This is a genomic window from Ferranicluibacter rubi (genome assembly GCF_011603255.1).
Lineage (GTDB): Bacteria > Pseudomonadota > Alphaproteobacteria > Rhizobiales > Rhizobiaceae > Ferranicluibacter > Ferranicluibacter rubi.
Genome location: NZ_JAANCM010000010.1, coordinates 224,317 through 240,123 on the forward strand (window position 1 = coordinate 224,317; position 15,807 = coordinate 240,123).

General features: G+C 57.5%; 13 protein-coding genes. 10 read left to right on the forward strand and 3 right to left on the reverse strand.

Annotation, left to right across the window (positions count from 1 at the left end; genetic code table 11):
- The first annotated feature begins 11 nt into the window (after nucleotides 1-11).
- From G8E10_RS19035 to G8E10_RS19050, 4 genes are read left to right on the forward strand one after another with little or no spacing between them, the layout of a single operon-like run.
- A complete protein-coding gene (locus G8E10_RS19035) occupies nucleotides 12-1,667 on the forward strand; it encodes a phosphoethanolamine transferase (RefSeq protein ID WP_343289827.1) in 1,656 nt (551 codons plus the stop codon).
- Nucleotides 1,657-2,040 (forward strand): diacylglycerol kinase, encoded by a 384-nt coding sequence (locus G8E10_RS19040; protein WP_167130304.1) that lies wholly within the window; start codon nucleotides 1,657-1,659, stop codon nucleotides 2,038-2,040. Before G8E10_RS19035 ends, G8E10_RS19040 begins: the two co-directional genes overlap by 11 nt.
- Before the next feature lie 13 nt (nucleotides 2,041-2,053).
- Complete coding sequence (locus G8E10_RS19045; RefSeq protein ID WP_167130305.1) at nucleotides 2,054-2,407, forward strand: response regulator transcription factor; 354 nt, start codon at nucleotides 2,054-2,056, stop codon at nucleotides 2,405-2,407.
- Nucleotides 2,408-2,450: 43 nt separating this feature from the next.
- Nucleotides 2,451-3,164 (forward strand): phosphatase PAP2 family protein, encoded by a 714-nt coding sequence (locus G8E10_RS19050; protein ID WP_167130306.1) that lies wholly within the window; start codon nucleotides 2,451-2,453, stop codon nucleotides 3,162-3,164.
- Here G8E10_RS19050 and G8E10_RS19055 read toward each other — a convergent pair.
- Entirely contained in the window at nucleotides 3,161-3,748 is a 588-nt protein-coding gene (locus G8E10_RS19055; protein ID WP_167130307.1) for a dual specificity protein phosphatase family protein, read from the reverse strand. The genes G8E10_RS19050 and G8E10_RS19055 overlap by 4 nt on opposite strands.
- Before the next feature lie 184 nt (nucleotides 3,749-3,932).
- Between G8E10_RS19055 and G8E10_RS19060 the strand changes: the two genes are divergently transcribed.
- The 5 genes from G8E10_RS19060 (at nucleotide 3,933) to G8E10_RS19080 (ending at nucleotide 11,154) form a co-directional block, all read left to right on the forward strand.
- Nucleotides 3,933-4,604 carry a response regulator gene (locus G8E10_RS19060; RefSeq protein ID WP_167130342.1) on the forward strand — a complete coding sequence of 224 codons (672 nt, stop codon included), beginning with the start codon at nucleotides 3,933-3,935 and terminating at the stop codon, nucleotides 4,602-4,604.
- A gap of 47 nt (nucleotides 4,605-4,651) precedes the next feature.
- The gene (locus tag G8E10_RS19065; RefSeq protein ID WP_343289828.1) at nucleotides 4,652-5,929 is read left to right on the forward strand and encodes a sensor histidine kinase; all 1,278 of its coding nucleotides are present in this window, start codon (nucleotides 4,652-4,654) and stop codon (nucleotides 5,927-5,929) included.
- Between the two features lie 61 nt (nucleotides 5,930-5,990).
- Entirely contained in the window at nucleotides 5,991-6,284 is a 294-nt protein-coding gene (locus G8E10_RS26355) for a PepSY domain-containing protein (protein WP_167130309.1), read from the forward strand.
- 362 nt (nucleotides 6,285-6,646) lie between these two features.
- Nucleotides 6,647-8,488: a methyl-accepting chemotaxis protein gene (locus G8E10_RS19075; RefSeq protein ID WP_281517669.1), complete on the forward strand. Its 1,842-nt coding sequence runs from the start codon at nucleotides 6,647-6,649 to the stop codon at nucleotides 8,486-8,488.
- Between the two features lie 491 nt (nucleotides 8,489-8,979).
- On the forward strand, nucleotides 8,980-11,154 hold the full coding sequence (locus tag G8E10_RS19080; RefSeq protein ID WP_167130311.1) for a bifunctional diguanylate cyclase/phosphodiesterase: 2,175 nt from the start codon (nucleotides 8,980-8,982) through the stop codon (nucleotides 11,152-11,154).
- A 577-nt stretch (nucleotides 11,155-11,731) separates the two neighbouring features.
- Here the strand turns inward: G8E10_RS19080 and G8E10_RS19085 are convergent.
- Complete coding sequence (locus G8E10_RS19085; protein WP_167130343.1) at nucleotides 11,732-12,022, reverse strand: ArsR/SmtB family transcription factor; 291 nt, start codon at nucleotides 12,020-12,022, stop codon at nucleotides 11,732-11,734.
- A gap of 52 nt (nucleotides 12,023-12,074) precedes the next feature.
- The gene (locus G8E10_RS19090) at nucleotides 12,075-13,856 is read right to left on the reverse strand and encodes a methyl-accepting chemotaxis protein (RefSeq protein ID WP_167130312.1); all 1,782 of its coding nucleotides are present in this window, start codon (nucleotides 13,854-13,856) and stop codon (nucleotides 12,075-12,077) included.
- A 321-nt stretch (nucleotides 13,857-14,177) separates the two neighbouring features.
- Between G8E10_RS19090 and G8E10_RS19095 the strand changes: the two genes are divergently transcribed.
- Nucleotides 14,178-15,182 carry a helix-turn-helix transcriptional regulator gene (locus G8E10_RS19095; RefSeq protein ID WP_167130313.1) on the forward strand — a complete coding sequence of 335 codons (1,005 nt, stop codon included), beginning with the start codon at nucleotides 14,178-14,180 and terminating at the stop codon, nucleotides 15,180-15,182.
- Nucleotides 15,183-15,807: the final 625 nt, after the last annotated feature.

The following is a 15,807-nucleotide window of genomic DNA, read 5'->3' on the forward strand; positions in this document are numbered from 1 at the left end:
ACAGGTGCGATGTGAAATCCCCAAGACAGAGATCTATCCGACGCCTTTACCGCCCATCTCTTGGGAGCATTCCGGCCAGCCTCCTTGTCGCAGTCTTTCTCGTATGCTTCACGAACCGGACCTTCTGGTCGAAGGCTGCGATCTATCTTGCCGACCATTCGGGCGGTGTGGCGGGACTGTTCGTCATCATTCTTGCATTGCACTTCGCCCTTGTGACCGCGTTCTCCGTGAGATTCCTTATCCGGCCTGTTTCTGTCGTGCTGATCCTCGCGTCCGCGATCGGCTCATGGTTTCTGGACAGCTTCGGGGTCGTCATCGACGACGACATGGTCCGCAACGCGGTCCAGACCACGCCTGCCGAAGCGCAGCATCCGATAACGCCAGGTCTGGCTGTGCACATGCTGCTGTTCGCCGTCCTGCCCATCGCAGCGTTGTTGTGGATACGGATCGTCCATCGGCCCTATCGCCAGAAGGTGCCGCGCAATCTGGCTGTCATCGCTCTCTGCCTCGTCGTGTCGGCAGGCGCGTTTCTCACCTATTCCAAACCATTCACCGCGGTGCTCCGGCAGCAAAAGGATCTCGTCAAGAGCCTTAATCCTGTCACGCCGCTCGTCGGGACGGCAAAGTTCCTCCTACAGACGAGCGGCGAAACCGATATCGTCGTGGAACCGATCGGGCGGGATGCCAAGATCGTTGATGTCACGGGTGCGGACAGGAGACCCCGCGTCACGATCATCGTCGCCGGGGAGACCGCCAGAGCGCAGAACTTCTCCCTTGGAGGCTATACGCGGGAGACCAATCCGGAACTCGGGCGTCAGGACATCGTCTACTTCCCCAATACGACGAGTTGCGGAACGGCCACCGCCGTTTCCATTCCCTGCATGTTCTCGAACCTGACCCGCGCGGGCTACACTCATGACAAGGGCCTGCGCACCGAGACGCTTCTCGATGTCCTGAAACACGCTGGTGCCGATGTCGTCTGGTGGGACAATAACACGGGCAGCAAACGCGTTGCCGACCGGGTGACCTTCGTCGATCTGGTCAAGACCGAGGACGGGCGCTTCTGCATGATGGGGGAGTGCCAGGACGGCATCTTCCTCGATCGGCTTGAAGACTGGCTCGGCAAGGTCACACAGGACAGTGTCCTCGTTCTCCACATGATGGGGAGCCACGGGCCGACCTATTATCTGCGCTACCCAGAGGCATTCAGGGCGTTCATCCCAGACTGCAGGACGGCCGAGCTCGGCGACTGCAAGGACGAGGAGATCGTCAATGCCTACGACAACAGCATTCTTTACACCGACCATGTCCTGTCGAGCGTCATAGAGACGTTGAAGGCGCGCTCCGCGACGTTGCAGACGGCGATAGTCTACATGTCGGATCATGGCGAGTCTCTTGGCGAGAACGGCCTTTACCTCCACGGCGCTCCCTACGTCATCGCTCCCGATGTCCAGACGCATGTGCCGTTCTTTGTCTGGCTGGACGATGACTTCGCCAGATCGATGGACCTCGATCGCACCTGCCTCGAGGGCACCGCCAGCATGCAGCGCTCGCACGATAACCTGTTCCACAGCGTGCTCGGGATGATGAATGTCCAGACGACCGTCTACGACCCCGCGCTCGACATCTTCGCTACCTGCAGAAAGACGACAACACATGGCCAATGAAATACAACCGCGCAAGCTGACAGGCATGGCGCACTTCATGGCGGCAAGCGGCTACTCGGCAGGTGGCCTCTCGCGTGCCTGGAAGGAGGCAGCATTCCGGCAGGAGGTGGGAGCCGGTGCAGGCCTTGCGTTCGTGTATGGGATCCTGGACGTCGGTGTTCCCGTCACCGCGGCGGCGGCCGTTCTTTTTCTCACCCTGATTGCCGTCGAAGCCCTCAACACGGCGATCGAGGAGATCGTCGACCGCATTTCGCCCGAGATCTCGACGACCGCGAGGCACGCCAAGGACCTCGGCTCGTTCGCCGTCCTGTGCCTGATTGCGGCCAATGTCATCCTCCTCTGCAGCGCGCTCTACCTCAAGGTGATGGGATGAAGGGTGCCTATCGATGAGGGTCCTGCTTGTGGAGGATAGCGAGATCCTCGGGGAAGCCATCCGCGACCATGTTGCGGCTATGGGCCATGTGGTCGTCTGGTGTGCGACGCTTGCCGAGGCCTTTGTGGCTTCGGGCTCCGGCGAATTCGGGGTCGTTCTCCTCGATCTCCGGCTTCCGGATGGAAGCGGGTTATCGCTTCTGCAGTCGATGAGAGAAGCGAAGGAGGTCGTCCCGATCGTCGTTCTCACGGCCTTCGACCAGATCTCGGACCAGATGGAAGCGCTTAGGTGCGGTGCGACCGACTTCCTCACCAAACCCTTCAGTCTGGCGCGGCTTGCACGCTGCCTGCAAGCCATCAAGGCCTGAACCAGGACTTGCCTCCCGCTGCCAACAGTCGAAAGAAACCGTCATGCCAACCCTGCCTGCTCCACTGCGCGGTATCGTCGGACGTCTGAAGGGCGTCGAGCCTCTCGGGCTGATGATCTTCGGTCTGATTTCGGGCGGCGTGCTCTTGTTCCAGTGGCTTGCGGACGAGGTCCTCGAAGGTGAGACGAAAGGTATCGATGAAACGGTCTTGCTCGCGCTCCGGCAGCCGGGAGACCTCAAACGAACGATTGGCTCCGCGTGGGTTTCCCATGCCGCCACGGATATCACCAGTCTGGGCGGTGTCACCGTGCTGACGCTGGCGACGTTTTTGACCGTTCTGTACCTACTGTCCGTTCGCCGTAAGGCTATGGCGCTCTTTGTCTTTCTGGCAATCGCCGGAGGCTGGCTCCTGAGCACATCTCTCAAGATCCTCATTGCTCGCCAGCGGCCCGACATCGTTCCTCATCTGGTCGATATCAACGACTTCAGCTTTCCAAGCGGCCATGCGATGCTGTCGGCGGTGACGTATCTGACGCTTGCGGGACTTTTGGCACGGCATCAGGCGACCCGGTCAGCGCGTGTCTTCATGCTGGCGACGGGCGTGTTCCTGACATTCATCATCGGATGCAGCCGCGTGCTTCTCGGCGTGCATTATCCGACGGACGTGCTGGCTGGCTGGTGCGCGGGCGCGACCTGGGCGCTGATGTGCTGGTATCTCGCACGCCGCCTGATCGCACCTCCGGAACAGGCGCACTAGCCTTTGGCGGAGTCCTGCTTTTCGAGATCTTCCCAGCTCCGGTCCATGGCAATTGCTCGCGAGAGATAGGGAATGCCGATATGTCCGAAAGCAATCGACAATTGACCTTCCGAGATCTCTTCGTCGTGTCCGGCGATCTTGTGGCTGTAGAGCGCCGCCGCAATGCCGCTGCGGTCCGCACCGGACTTGCAGTGGATGAGGATCGGTTTTGGCGCAGTCTTCATGATCTCTACCAGCTTGTCGGCAGTCTCCTGTGTAACCTCTCGTGTGGCGGACATGGAAAAATCCACGTGGTTGACGCCGAGCCGGCTCGCGGTGGCGATTTCGTCTGTGTACCAATTCTCCCTGCGCTCGGGCCCGCGGAGATTGATGACTGTCTTGATGCCGTAACGTCGAACATAACGCTCAAGGCTTGCAGACGAAGGTTGGGCCGACCGATAGAGTTCGCCCTCGATGACCGTGTGAAAGTTGCCGCTGAGCTGGAGATATCCGAGGTAGCCGCCCAGACAGATGCCGGCTGTTACCGCGGAGAAGCCGAACGTCTTCAAAAGATGGGACCGGATATGCCTGCGTATGTTGATCATGCTGATGTAGCCCTTTTGGGAGCGCGAGGGATAGCGTGTGCGATCCCGTGCGACCTGAAGCTGACGGGCACCTGAAGACGACGTAGCTGCGGCAATTCTTCAGTCGTTGGTCAGGGCAAACATTGCTCTGGCCTGACCGTTCGTCCGTGGTAGGGATACGGGAAAATTTCGAGGAGTTTCCGCGCTGCGTCTATTGCTCGTAGAAGATCATGACCTCATAGGGGAGGCCGTGCGCGACCACGTTGCGGCCTCCAATCATGCCGTCGACTGGATGCGGACGATCGCCGATGCCGAAGCCGCGCTCGGCCCGGTGCGCTACGGGCTGGTTCTGCTCGATCTCCAGCTCCCGGACGGGAGCGGTATTGACCTTTTGAGACGGATGCGGAAATCGGGGAATACGACACCCGTCATTATTCTGACGGCGCGCGATCAGATCTCAGATCGTATCGAAGGATTGAACGCCGGCGCTGACGACTATCTCGTCAAGCCTTTCAATCTGGGTGAGCTCGAGGCCAGGATCGCCGCGGTCGCCCGCCGCTATGATGCAAAGCCTCAACCTGTCCTGACGTTCGGTACGATCGAGATCCAGCGCACGGAGCACAGGATCACCGTCTCCGGCGAGGGTGTGGACCTCACAGCGCGCGAATGGGCGGTGCTCGACCTGCTTGTGGCCCGCCCCGGTAACATCATCGCAAAAGACCGGATCGAGGAGGCGCTCTATGCGTTCGGATCCGAAATCGAGAGCAACACCGTCGAGGTCTATGTCAGCCGGCTGCGCAAGAAGATCGGTCGCGACAGGATCCGGACCGTTCGGGGTCTCGGTTATGCGTTTGGCAATGCGATGGGTGACGCATGACGAAGAGAACGAGCATCACGCGACCGCTCATGCTGTCCCTGACTGGGATGCTCGCCGCCTTCTGGCTTGTCGCGCTCGGCCTCGGTGTCCTCGTGATGCGGCACGAGCTGGACGAGGTATTCGACAGCGCGCTTCAGGAGACGGCGGAAAGGCTTCTGGCCCTGACGATAGACGATCTCGAGCTGCGCCAGCAGGCTGACAGCCTGGAGATTGCCAGTCTCAACAGGTCCGGGCGGCGCGAGTATCTCGTCTATCAGGTCCGCGATCCCTCGGGTCGCCTGCTGCTGAAGTCTGACGATGCTCCATCCGACATCATTCAGCCGGAGATGAGCAAAGGCTTTAGCGACACGACCAGGTACCGAGTGTTCACCTCCGTCAGCCCGGACGGCAAACTCATCCTGCAGGTTGCGGATCGGTTCTCCGATCGCCGCGAGGCGGTCCGCGAGAGCGCGGTGACGATGCTCATCCCGCTTCTCCTTCTGATCCCCGCGAGCATCGTCTCCATCTGGCTGGTGATCGGGCGCGCCTTGAAACCAATTGGAGCCCTGCGGCAGTCGATCGCGACGAAGGACGGTGGCAACATGGCTTCGCTTGAAGAAGCGCATCTACCGGAAGAGCTCAAACCGATCGCTCATTCGGTGAACCTCCTTCTCGAGAGATTGAGAAATGCCTTTGCAGCCGAGCGTGAATTTACAGCCAACAGCGCGCACGAGCTGCGTACCCCGATCGCCGGCGCGCTGGCGCAGACCCAGCGGCTCGTGGAAGAGCTTCCGAATGGCCCAGGAAGAGTGCGGGCCCTCAAGATCGAGAGGGCGTTGCACGATCTCGGTCGTTTGGCCGAGAAGCTTCTCCAGCTTGCGCGCGCGGAATCCGGGATCGGCAGCAAGGAGACCGAGGTCGATCTTCTGCAGATCCTCGATCTCGTCGTGCTCGATGTCCAACGCGGCATGAGTCTCGACAGAAAGCTGGAATTCAGGCGCCCGGCCAGCCAGTCGCTGGTGCGCCTCGTGGATGCGGATGCATTCGGCATCGTCATGCGAAACCTGATCGAGAACGCGTTGCTGCACGGCGATCCCCGGTTTCCGGTGGTCGTGGATGTGGCGGGAGATCGCTCCATCAGCGTCGTCAATGGATGCGAGGTGGTTGCAGACCATGAGCTATCCGATCTGAAAAATCGTTTCCATCGGGGTCGCACATCCGCATCCGGTTCAGGGCTTGGGCTGGCTATAGCGGATCGGATCGTCATTGAAATGGGGGGAAAGCTGACGCTGTTCTCGCCTGCGCGTGGACGGACAGATGGTTTCGAGGCGCTAGTCGAGCTCTGACTGTCATGATCTTTCGGCCCTTCGACAGAGCTTCGACAGGTTACTGACCCGATAGAAGGGGATGCCTTCTGCCAGACGGATACTGCCGGGTCTTATTCTGTTGTTCGCGGGGCACTCGGCTGCAGGCGCGGCTGGGATTGGGGCCGACTGCACGCTAAAACCTCGAATGGAGTGGTTAGACAGGGACGAGATCCTGAGACGAGCGGCCGAGGCCGGTTACAAGACGATCGTGATCCTGGATGTGCAGGGAACGTGCTATCACGTGCGCGCACTGACAAGATCGAAGCTCCAGGCGGATGTTTATCTCGATCCTACAACCGGGGATGTCGTTTCGGCAGTCCTTTTTGATGAGTAGTCTTGCTGAGAAAATCTATTTACCAAGTCACATGGACCAAAGTTCCAGTTTTGTGAAGCGGTGCCCCTTAACCATCGAATGTTCTGATGCTCATGGAATGACCTGTCTCCTAGTGCATGATGTCTGATGTAAGTTAGTCGCTAGTACGTCGTGGCTGTATGACTCCCGTTTGTGCAAATGCTCAAAAAATACACTTTAATCCGTGGACTTGGTAAAAAATACACAAAATATTTGCAATTTCTCCGCTACAATCCTCCAGTGGAGCTGAATATATGTGCACGAAATCCGTTCACTTATTGATGCTTCTGACGCGATATATACAGCATCGCGCTTTCAACCAGGTCTCCGTCGGGAAGCAGATCATGACAATTCGGCTCAAACTTCTTGCTTGTATATCATTGCTAACGGCAGCGCTTGTGACTGTTTGCGGCTTCACATTCTACGCAATGAGCGAGCAGGCAAAAATTGCTGGATCAATCGTCTCGGATCGCGTCATCCCCATGGAGCAACTCAAGCAGATCGGTGACGGGTTCGCGGTCGATATCGTTGACACCGCACACAAGGTGCGGGCGCAGCAGGTGTCTGCGAAGGATGGCTTGAAAGCAGTGGACAAGGCGCTGGTCTTGATCGAGCAGCAGTGGAAGGCGTATACCGCGACCGCGCTCACAGCCGACGAGAAAATACTGGCGGACCACTTCGCTGCCACGCGTAGTCAGGCAAGCACAGGCATCGCGAAGCTCCGCGGGCTCCTCGCTTCAGGAGATACGGCCGCCTTGGGACAATTCAACGATTCCGAACTCTATCCGACCATCGACCCGCTCGGAACCGATATTGCCAAGCTGATCAACCTGCAGATCGGCGTAGCAAAGCAGAATCTTGAAGAAGGTACCAAGCTCACTGCAACGCTGTACACGCTGATGATTGTCCTCTCGTCACTCGGTGCGGCGGTTGCGGCGTTCTCCATCTGGACCGTGCTCAGAGGGGTGGTCCGTCCGCTGAACTCAATCACTGCGGCTATGGCCGATCTAGCTGCCGGCGACCTGAAGGTTCAGATCTACGGAGAAGCCCGAAGCGATGAGATCGGCAAAATGGCCTCGACGGTCGCGATTTTCCGCGACAACGCGTTGGAACGTCTCCGCCTAGAAAAAGAAGCGACGAGCAACCGCTCGCAGACGGAGCATGAGCGGATCGAGCGAGAGCGCCAGCAGGCCAAGGAGGCAGAGGAAGTTCGCTTTGCGGTCGACAACATCGGTCACGCATTGGGACAACTGTCGAACGGCAGATTGAACTACCGCATCACTTCCGAGTTTGCCGACCGTCTTGACCAGGTCCGCTCGGACTTCAACGGCGCTGTCGCCAAGCTTGAAGATGTCATGCGGGGCATTGGTCAGAACGCCCAGGCGATCGCGGCCGGCTCGAACCAGATCAGAGTTGCTGCGGATGATCTTTCCAAGCGGACCGAGCAGCAGGCGGCCTCGGTGGAAGAGACGGCAGCAGCGCTTGAGCAGATTACGACAACCGTCACGGACTCAAGCCGTCGGGCTGCGGAAGCCGGTAAGCAAGTGGCGGACACACGCCAGTCGGCAGAGCATTCCGGTGAGATCGTCGACCGCGCTATTATCGCTATGCGGGAGATCGAGGCTTCGTCGCGAGAGATCTCCAGCATTATAGGGGTCATCGATGAGATCGCCTTCCAGACCAATCTCCTTGCATTGAACGCAGGTGTCGAAGCCGCCCGCGCGGGGGATGCAGGCAAGGGGTTTGCAGTCGTCGCACAGGAAGTCCGAGAGTTAGCGCAACGGTCGGCGTCGGCTGCCAAGGAAATCAAAACGCTCATCTCAAAGTCCGGCGAGCAGGTACAGAACGGTGTCCTGCTTGTGACCGAAACCGGGAAGGCGTTGCAGCAGATCGTTACCCAGGTTCAGTCGGTAAATACGAATGTATCAGCTATCGTCGAAGGCGCGAGAGAACAGGCCACTGGGCTGAAGGAGATCAATACCGCCGTTAATACGATGGATCAGGGTACACAGCAGAATGCGGCAATGGTCGAGGAAACGACAGCCGCAAGCCATTCCCTCGCGAAGGAGGCAGAAGGACTGTTTGATCTGATCGGTCAGTTTGAGATTGGCTCTCAGTCCAGCTCATCCATAGCTCCAGCGAAGACAACAGGGAATCTGTCTGTGTACCAGCGTCTTGCGAGTTGATCGATGATGCCCGCATTTGCAGAACAGGCTACGGGCGATCAGCCTCGTCACAGATACTATAGCCTTCATCCATTGGGGCCGTTAGCCACGGCCGTTCCTATCCGTCGTTGAAAAGAATGCAGTATGTGTAAAGATTTCATCGCCCACTGATTGGCTTGCGCTCTGTCAGTCTAAATCTGCACTTCGAACAGTCTATCCGAGCCAATCGGTGCTATATGGTCGTCGTCTAGCTCAGGCAAAAAATCAAAAATTGCAACAGACAGCATCTGGAGTATCGGCGCTTGCGCCTGCTCCAGCCTCAACGACTTGTTTCGAAGGAATCGCAGATTTTCCTGTGCCTAACCTAACCTTCCACTTGTCTGCCCGCTTGTTAACGATCTTCGTTCGTTGATTCTACATGAAGCAATGCTAGAACCGGACGAGCGACAAGCCTGGCATGATGCCTTCCGTGCAGTCGCCGATGACCCTGTCCTCCGCATTCTGGACTGCTCATGAACGCCCGATTTTTACTCCCCCGCCGTCCTCGCATCTCGTCTGTCGCCTGCGCCACGCTCTTCTTTCTGTTTGTGGGGTTGGTGCTTACTGCGCTCATGACCCACGTCGTAGGTACGATGGTAACGTCAGCAAACGACATCGACGATGCGCGTGCGACGAGAGCCGCGCAGGCTTCCATTTCTTCCTTGAAGAGCCGTTTGTCTGGAGTGTTGCAGGACAACTCCGTCTGGGACGATGCGTTCAGCGCTGCGACCGGATCGGACCCGGTAGGCTGGGCCTACGAGAACTGGGGAAAGACGTCCGCAGACTATCCGCTATATGATGCCGTCGTTGCTCTCGATCAGCTTGGAAAGCCGTTTTCCGCCTATCTGGACGGCCAGCCTTTCGATCCCCTTGCAATGTTCGGGATTGCTTTTGCCAAGCATATCGAAAGCGCCGCGGTGGCAGGGAAGCCACCTGTTGTGAAATTTCTGCCCGCTGGAAACCGCGTCTTCCTTGTCGCGTCGAATGCGATCCAGCCGTTCGCACTTGAGGATCAACCAGCCTATCGTCACCCCGTGCTGACGATGCTGAAGGAGATAACCCCGGAAGTCCTTGCCGCAGAGTCGGTGCAGTATGACCTCAAGGATTTGCGGCTGGCTGCAACAGAGGAACCTGGCTGGCTCAATCAGTCGCTTAGGGACGCCAACGGCAAGGTGATCGGATACCTGTCATGGAGTAGCCAGCGTCCTGGTCTCGCGCTGTTCAAGCTGGTCCAGCCCTACATCTATGCCGCCATTGCAATCCTGCTTGTCTTCCTCACTGGGGTTCTCGTCTTTGGTGCAGTTGAATCGAAGCGCCTCGCAGCCTTGGCAGCGGTTGCCAAACACGAGGCGACCCATGACAGCTTGACGGGCCTGCATAACCGGGCAGGCCTTCTGCTGGCGATGAGCCTTGTCCAGAACGCCCGCGCGGACGATGGACTGCTGACCCTGCATATGATCGATCTCGATGGCTTTAAAGCTGTCAACGACGCCTGGGGTCATGCCGTGGGTGACGAACTGATCCGTCGAACAGCCGCGGCTATCACGAACCTGCATCCGTCTGTTGCCAGCGTAGCGCGTCTTGGCGGGGACGAGTTTGCCCTTGTCCAGCGAGGACCGACGTTGACCGACCTGGACGATGCTATACTCGATATCTTCCGCACGCCCTTCGAGATCGGTGGACGGATCATCGAGGTCGGCGCGAGTATTGGAACGGCATGCGCCATAGCACTGGTCGAGCCGTTGGAAATTCTCAGACGCGCTGACATGGCGCTCTACCGGGCGAAAGAGGATGGCCGAGGCAGGATCGTGCGATATGACCCGGCGCTGGACGTGGAGCGCGAACACCTGGCTTTGCTCGAGAGTGACCTGCGCGCGGCGATCGCATCCGGAGCCATCACGCCGGTGTTCCAGCCACTTGTATCCGCTGTAGACGGGTCCATGCACGGCGTGGAGGCGCTCGCGCGTTGGGACGGACCACGAGGACAGATCAGCCCGGAAGTCTTCATTCCGTTGGCCGAGAAGGCCGGGCTCATCGACGCACTCGGACGTCATATGCTGGTCACTTCGATAGCCCAGGCAAGGCGCTGGCCAGACCTCTACCTATCCGTCAACGTTTCCCCCTTGCAGCTCTGCAGCCCGGACTTCTCGCATATGGTTTCCACGGCTCTTGAGACGGAGGGCTTTGATCCAAAACGGCTAACTTTGGAGATCACGGAAGGTGTTCTCATGTCGAACCCCGACCAGGCGCGCCGCTCGATCAACGCGCTGAAGACAATTGGCGTGCGATTCGCTCTGGACGACTTCGGTTGCGGCTATGCCAGCATTGGCGCACTGCGAACTTTCGGCTTCGACCGTGTCAAGATCGACCGTTCACTTGTTACGGCGCTCGAGGAAAAATCGAACGGCGAGGACGTGCTGAAGGCAACGATCTTGTTGGCCATCGCCCTAGATATTCCTGTAACGGCAGAGGGGATCGAGAACCTTCACCAAGCGCAGATCCTGAGAGCTGCCGGCTGCGACCAGCTTCAAGGCTATCTGATGGGAAGGCCTATGCAGGCCGGAGAAATCGATATCCAGCTCTTGGAACAAGCCGTGCTCGGCGGAAGCAGAGTAAAGCCGCTTTCAAGGGGGTCGAGAGAAAGCTGAAGGCGGTCGATGTCATCGATGTGCTCTCTGATCTGTTCATCCTGCGCGGCATCCCTGTTAGGCAGAAAACGTCGGTTCTGGCTGTCAATCTGTAGGCGTTCCGGTTGACCAGCACCTGAGACCATCAAGGGCCTACCATCTACAAATTAGCTGTCGAGGGTTCGTATCCCATCAAGGCGTGTATGTCCATGAGAGCGGCGTAAGCCCACATCGTCGCACTGAGTCACTACTGACAGAAATTAATCGACCTAAAGCTAAAATCAGTTTGAGGAATACGCTCCGATCGCGTACCTTTCCTAGAGCTTTGTAAGATCTACCTGTAATAGATCCTTGATGGATGCGACGGAAATGGTATGGACACTCATGTCCGCGGCTCCAAAACGAAAACCGTACGTCGCCATGACCGACCTTGATGCCAGATGGTCAGTGGTCAACGCGCGAACAGGCCTAGCGCTGGTTGTCAATGGCGTGCCAATGGTCTTGCTAAGCCGAGACCAGGCTACAGCTTTGGCTGATGCTGCCAATCACGGGGCTCACTTTCTGACGATGCATTGATCTGCAACTTTACGATCCTGAATTAGCGAACTGGTTCTGTCCCACCTCCCGGATCCTGTCGCAAACTGAACGTCTCGATCCATGCCTGCAGGTGCCGGAAACCTGCATCATTGAACATGTAAACGCGACGGGTGCCGCTGTTCTGAACTGTGACCAACTGTGCTTCGCGCAACGCTCTGAGATGTTGTGAAACGGCGGGTCGGCTGATCGGAAGATGATCGGCCATCTGATTTACGGTCATTGCAGAAGCTCTGAGCTGCTCTAGCAGGTGACGACGGGTCGGATCTGAGATGGCCTTGAAAACACAATCCATGACAGGCGAGCGATGGCTGGGAATTTCCCGGGACGTCACTACCGCGCGTTTATCAGAACTCATGCCATTCCTCGGTATTCAGCACAGTGTTCCCTCGACGCGTTGCCACCAGTCTGACTGACTTCGCAATCTGGGGCGCGCCCGTTATGGATGTATGGCGCATCGCACCGCTGCTCTGCCGGGTGTCCTCGCGAACTTCTCCGACCTTGAACCGCGACAGCAATTCGAACAACTGCCCCGCTTCCGTTGCCAGTTGGCTGGCCGCAGCACTTGTCTCTTCGACCATGGCCGCATTCTGCTGGGTCGCCTGGTCCATGGTATTGACGGCCGTGCTGATCTCCTTGAGCCCGGTTGCCTGCTCCGTCGAAGCCACCACGATCGCACTGACATTGCGGTCGACCTGAACGACCTGCTCCACGATGTCCTGCAGGGCGTCCCCTGTCGTCCCGACCAGAGCCACGCCGTTCTTGACGAACCTGCCCGACTTGGCGATCAGATCCTTGATTTCCTTCGCAGCAACAGCCGACCTTTGGGCCAGTTCGCGTACTTCCTGTGCAACAACGGCAAAGCCCTTGCCTGCCTCACCGGCCCGTGCCGCTTCAACACCCGCATTCAGGGCCAGCAGGTTGGTTTGGAAGGCGATACCATCGATCACGCTGATAATGGTCGCGATCTCCGTGGAGGAACGCTCGATATCCCCCATGGCGGACACCGCCTCGCTCACCACCAGCCCTGACTGCTCGGCGCAGCCCTTGGTGGTTCGCACCAGTTGCCCCGCTTCCTTGGCCCGGTGGCTGGAGTCGGCAACGGTGGTGGTGATCTGCTCAAGGGCAGCGGCCGTTTCTTCCACTGAAGCAGCTTGCTGCTCGGTGCGTCGTGCCAGGTTATCCGACGCTGACTGGATTTCCCGGGACGCAGATGCGATTGCGGCGGCATTCCGGGAAACTGTCTGCATGGCGGAACAGAGGCTGGAAGCGGTTTCGTTGAAGTCGCCCCGCAGCGTTTCGAGCGCTGGCAGGAAAGGGGTCGTGATAGACTGCGTCAAGTCACCCTGCGACAGCGCCTTGAGCGCGAAGCCAAGCTGCTCGACATTGTTGACCCGCGCGGTAACGTCGGTAGCGAACTTGACAACCTTGAAGACTTTGCCGTTCATGTCGAAGATGGGGTTGTAGGACGCCTGAATATGAACCTGCCGGCCGCCCTTGCCGATGCGCATGAACTCGTCGGCGACCAGTTCACCTGTCGTCAGGCGCGACCAGAAGCGCCTGTACTCGTCACTCGCAACGTAAACGGCGTCGCAGAACAGCGAATGATGCCTGCCGACGATTTCGCTGGCCGTGTAGCCCAGCGCCGTTAGGAAATTCTCGTTGGCGGTGAGGATCTGACCGTCGGGGGTGAACTCGATGACGGCCTGAGCGCGTGAAATGGCCTCAAGCTTCCCCGCATGTTCTGCTGTCCTGATAGCTTCATCGGTAACGTCCGTGGCTATCTTGACAACTTTATAGGGTTTCTTACCACGAAAAACCGGGTTGTAGGACGCCTCGATCCAGACTGGTCGGCCATCTTTGGTAAGGCGTTTGTAGCGGCGGCGATCGAACTCTCCGCGGGTCAGGTTTGCCCAAAAATCCTTGTATGCCTGTGTATCCAGTTCCTTTGGATCCATGAAAATTTCATGGTGTTTCCCAACAATTTCCGGAAGCGTGTATCCGAGCGCGTTCAGGAAATTGTCATTGGCAGTTATAATCTTTCCCTCAAGCGTAAACTCGATAATTGCTTGGGACTTCTGGAACGCACTGAGCACGTTTCTGCAATCACCGGAAAACAAAATTGACATACTTCAACCCTCGCAACGCCGAGACCAATGTTCGGCTGAATCCACCTACGTTTCGACACTCCGCACAAGAGTGCGGGGTAATGAAGCGGACAATTACGTTCAAAATTTAAGGAATATAAAAGTTAGGTCTCCCTTTAAAAGATAAGTTCGGGATTGCGATAAATTATGCGCATTGGCGCTATTTCCGGCCTGATGCAGCCTTGATCGTTAGCGATATTGCTGGCTACATAACCGGCGCGAACATTACGAAAACCCTTATTGCACCGAACGTGTCGCACTCTCTCGGACGCTTAATCTTGAAGTCCCTATCGGCACCGGCACATGGCAAACTCGAATTCACATATTGAACCCCTTTGGATTCCGCCGCCAAAGGTGTTTTCTTTACAAACGCACGACCGGCAGCAAATCGATCATCTGAATGATCTGACCTTCCTGAGCGTTGCTTTCAAACCTCTTCGAAAAGAGCCTTTCTACCTGGATGCGAAAGGGGTCCATGGAGGCGCGATCACCCAATGGACAACGGATGCCCCATTCGGCTTCGTATCTTCACCGAAAGTTGCGCTCGACAAGGTTACGATCCGCTTCGTTGCAAACGGCGGGATCATCCGCAGAAACTCCTTTGCGGAATATCTTGGTACCCCCGGCAAAGCCATGTTTGTTGCGTTCGAGGAGATGGTCACGGAAGAAGCATCAGCTGGTTTCCAGGCATTTGCAGGAACCATTGATCGGTCGGCCCTGATGTCAGGTCATGTCGCGCTCGAAGGCAGCGACGAGTTTGCCTTTCCGTGCTTCCAGCCGGTTGTCGATATCAGTGGGGCTGCGATGAGAGCCTTTCGCCACAACTTCTATCTGGTCTACGAACGTCTGAACGCTGGCGTCGATGAGCACGACCTGTCGTTCCCGCTCCTTCAAGAGATGATAATTTATCAGTTCCTTGCCGCTTGGCCGAGGTCTTCACCTCTAGATGAAGGAAATGTCGTCCTGCGCCCCTCTTGGCAGGTTCGACGTGCTTTGGACTACATCGATGCGAACCTGCAACGAAAAATCACCCTTGCCGAGATTGCAGTTGCTGCGGGCATTGGTGTGCGATCGCTTCAAGCAAGCTTTCGAAAGGAACTGGGGAAAACACCGATTCAATGGATCACGGAACGGCGGCTAGCAGGGGTCCATAAAGAGCTAATAGACCCACCACATATTGAAGCATCAATTGCAGAGGTTGCTCGCAGGTGGGGCTTTACACACTTGGGCGATTTCAGCCGAAAGTACAGGGAACGCTATGGTGACACTCCTCTGAAATCCAAACGCGGAGTGGACTATCCGCAGTGACACAGTTGCGGCACGCTTACTCAGCAGCGGTCGAGCGCATGGAAGCTGAAAGGCGTTGCAGGCCCCAGATGTATTTGACAGCGCTATCGGCGCATAGGACGTGCCCGCACGTTGCCAGTGCCTGATCTAAATGATGCGCTTGTAGAAACGATACGCGACCAGCTATGCGCAAGCTGGGCGCTTTGCCTAGCACGTGACACCGGCAGAGCTATCCGGGGATCAAGGTACCATGGAGTGACTTTTGGGCGTTAGGTCTGCAGTACCTAGCGACCGGTCCAACATGGGGATTGGGTTACCCCAACCTTATACAAGGGCATGGCAGGACCTGCTAAGTGTCGTGAATATTCTTCTGACTTTCGCCAAGAATTGTCGATGCCATCGCCTGCGGCGAATCGCGACGGGCGGTGGATTTGTGTATTCTTAAGGCCAAAGGATCGCGCGCGCCTCTATCGCACGAAATCGGCGTGCGTTGCTCGTATCCAGAGAGATTAAGCCCGCTTGTCAATGCCGCGTGAATTTTCCCCAGAAGTGCCGAAGTAAAATTCCCCATTTATGCCGACGTGGATGCCAGGGAGAATTGGGGATTTTTCGGCGGGCGCCCGCGTGGCTTTTGAGGTGGAGCGAA

What these genes read in the sequence shown, in the direction of transcription:
- G8E10_RS19080 (WP_167130311.1), top strand. Translation starts at nt 8,980, where the DNA reads ATGAACGCCCGATTTTTACTCCCCCGCCGTCCTCGCATCTCGTCTGTC.
- G8E10_RS19075 (WP_281517669.1), top strand. Translation starts at nt 6,647, where the DNA reads ATGACAATTCGGCTCAAACTTCTTGCTTGTATATCATTGCTAACGGCA.
- G8E10_RS19065 (WP_343289828.1), top strand. Translation starts at nt 4,652, where the DNA reads ATGCTCGCCGCCTTCTGGCTTGTCGCGCTCGGCCTCGGTGTCCTCGTG.
- G8E10_RS19055 (WP_167130307.1), bottom strand. Translation starts at nt 3,748, where the DNA reads ATGATCAACATACGCAGGCATATCCGGTCCCATCTTTTGAAGACGTTC.
- G8E10_RS19045 (WP_167130305.1), top strand. Translation starts at nt 2,054, where the DNA reads ATGAGGGTCCTGCTTGTGGAGGATAGCGAGATCCTCGGGGAAGCCATC.
- G8E10_RS19040 (WP_167130304.1), top strand. Translation starts at nt 1,657, where the DNA reads ATGGCCAATGAAATACAACCGCGCAAGCTGACAGGCATGGCGCACTTC.
- G8E10_RS19095 (WP_167130313.1), top strand. Translation starts at nt 14,178, where the DNA reads ATGGCAAACTCGAATTCACATATTGAACCCCTTTGGATTCCGCCGCCA.
- G8E10_RS19050 (WP_167130306.1), top strand. Translation starts at nt 2,451, where the DNA reads ATGCCAACCCTGCCTGCTCCACTGCGCGGTATCGTCGGACGTCTGAAG.
- G8E10_RS19090 (WP_167130312.1), bottom strand. Translation starts at nt 13,856, where the DNA reads ATGTCAATTTTGTTTTCCGGTGATTGCAGAAACGTGCTCAGTGCGTTC.
- G8E10_RS26355 (WP_167130309.1), top strand. Translation starts at nt 5,991, where the DNA reads ATGCCTTCTGCCAGACGGATACTGCCGGGTCTTATTCTGTTGTTCGCG.
- G8E10_RS19085 (WP_167130343.1), bottom strand. Translation starts at nt 12,022, where the DNA reads ATGGATTGTGTTTTCAAGGCCATCTCAGATCCGACCCGTCGTCACCTG.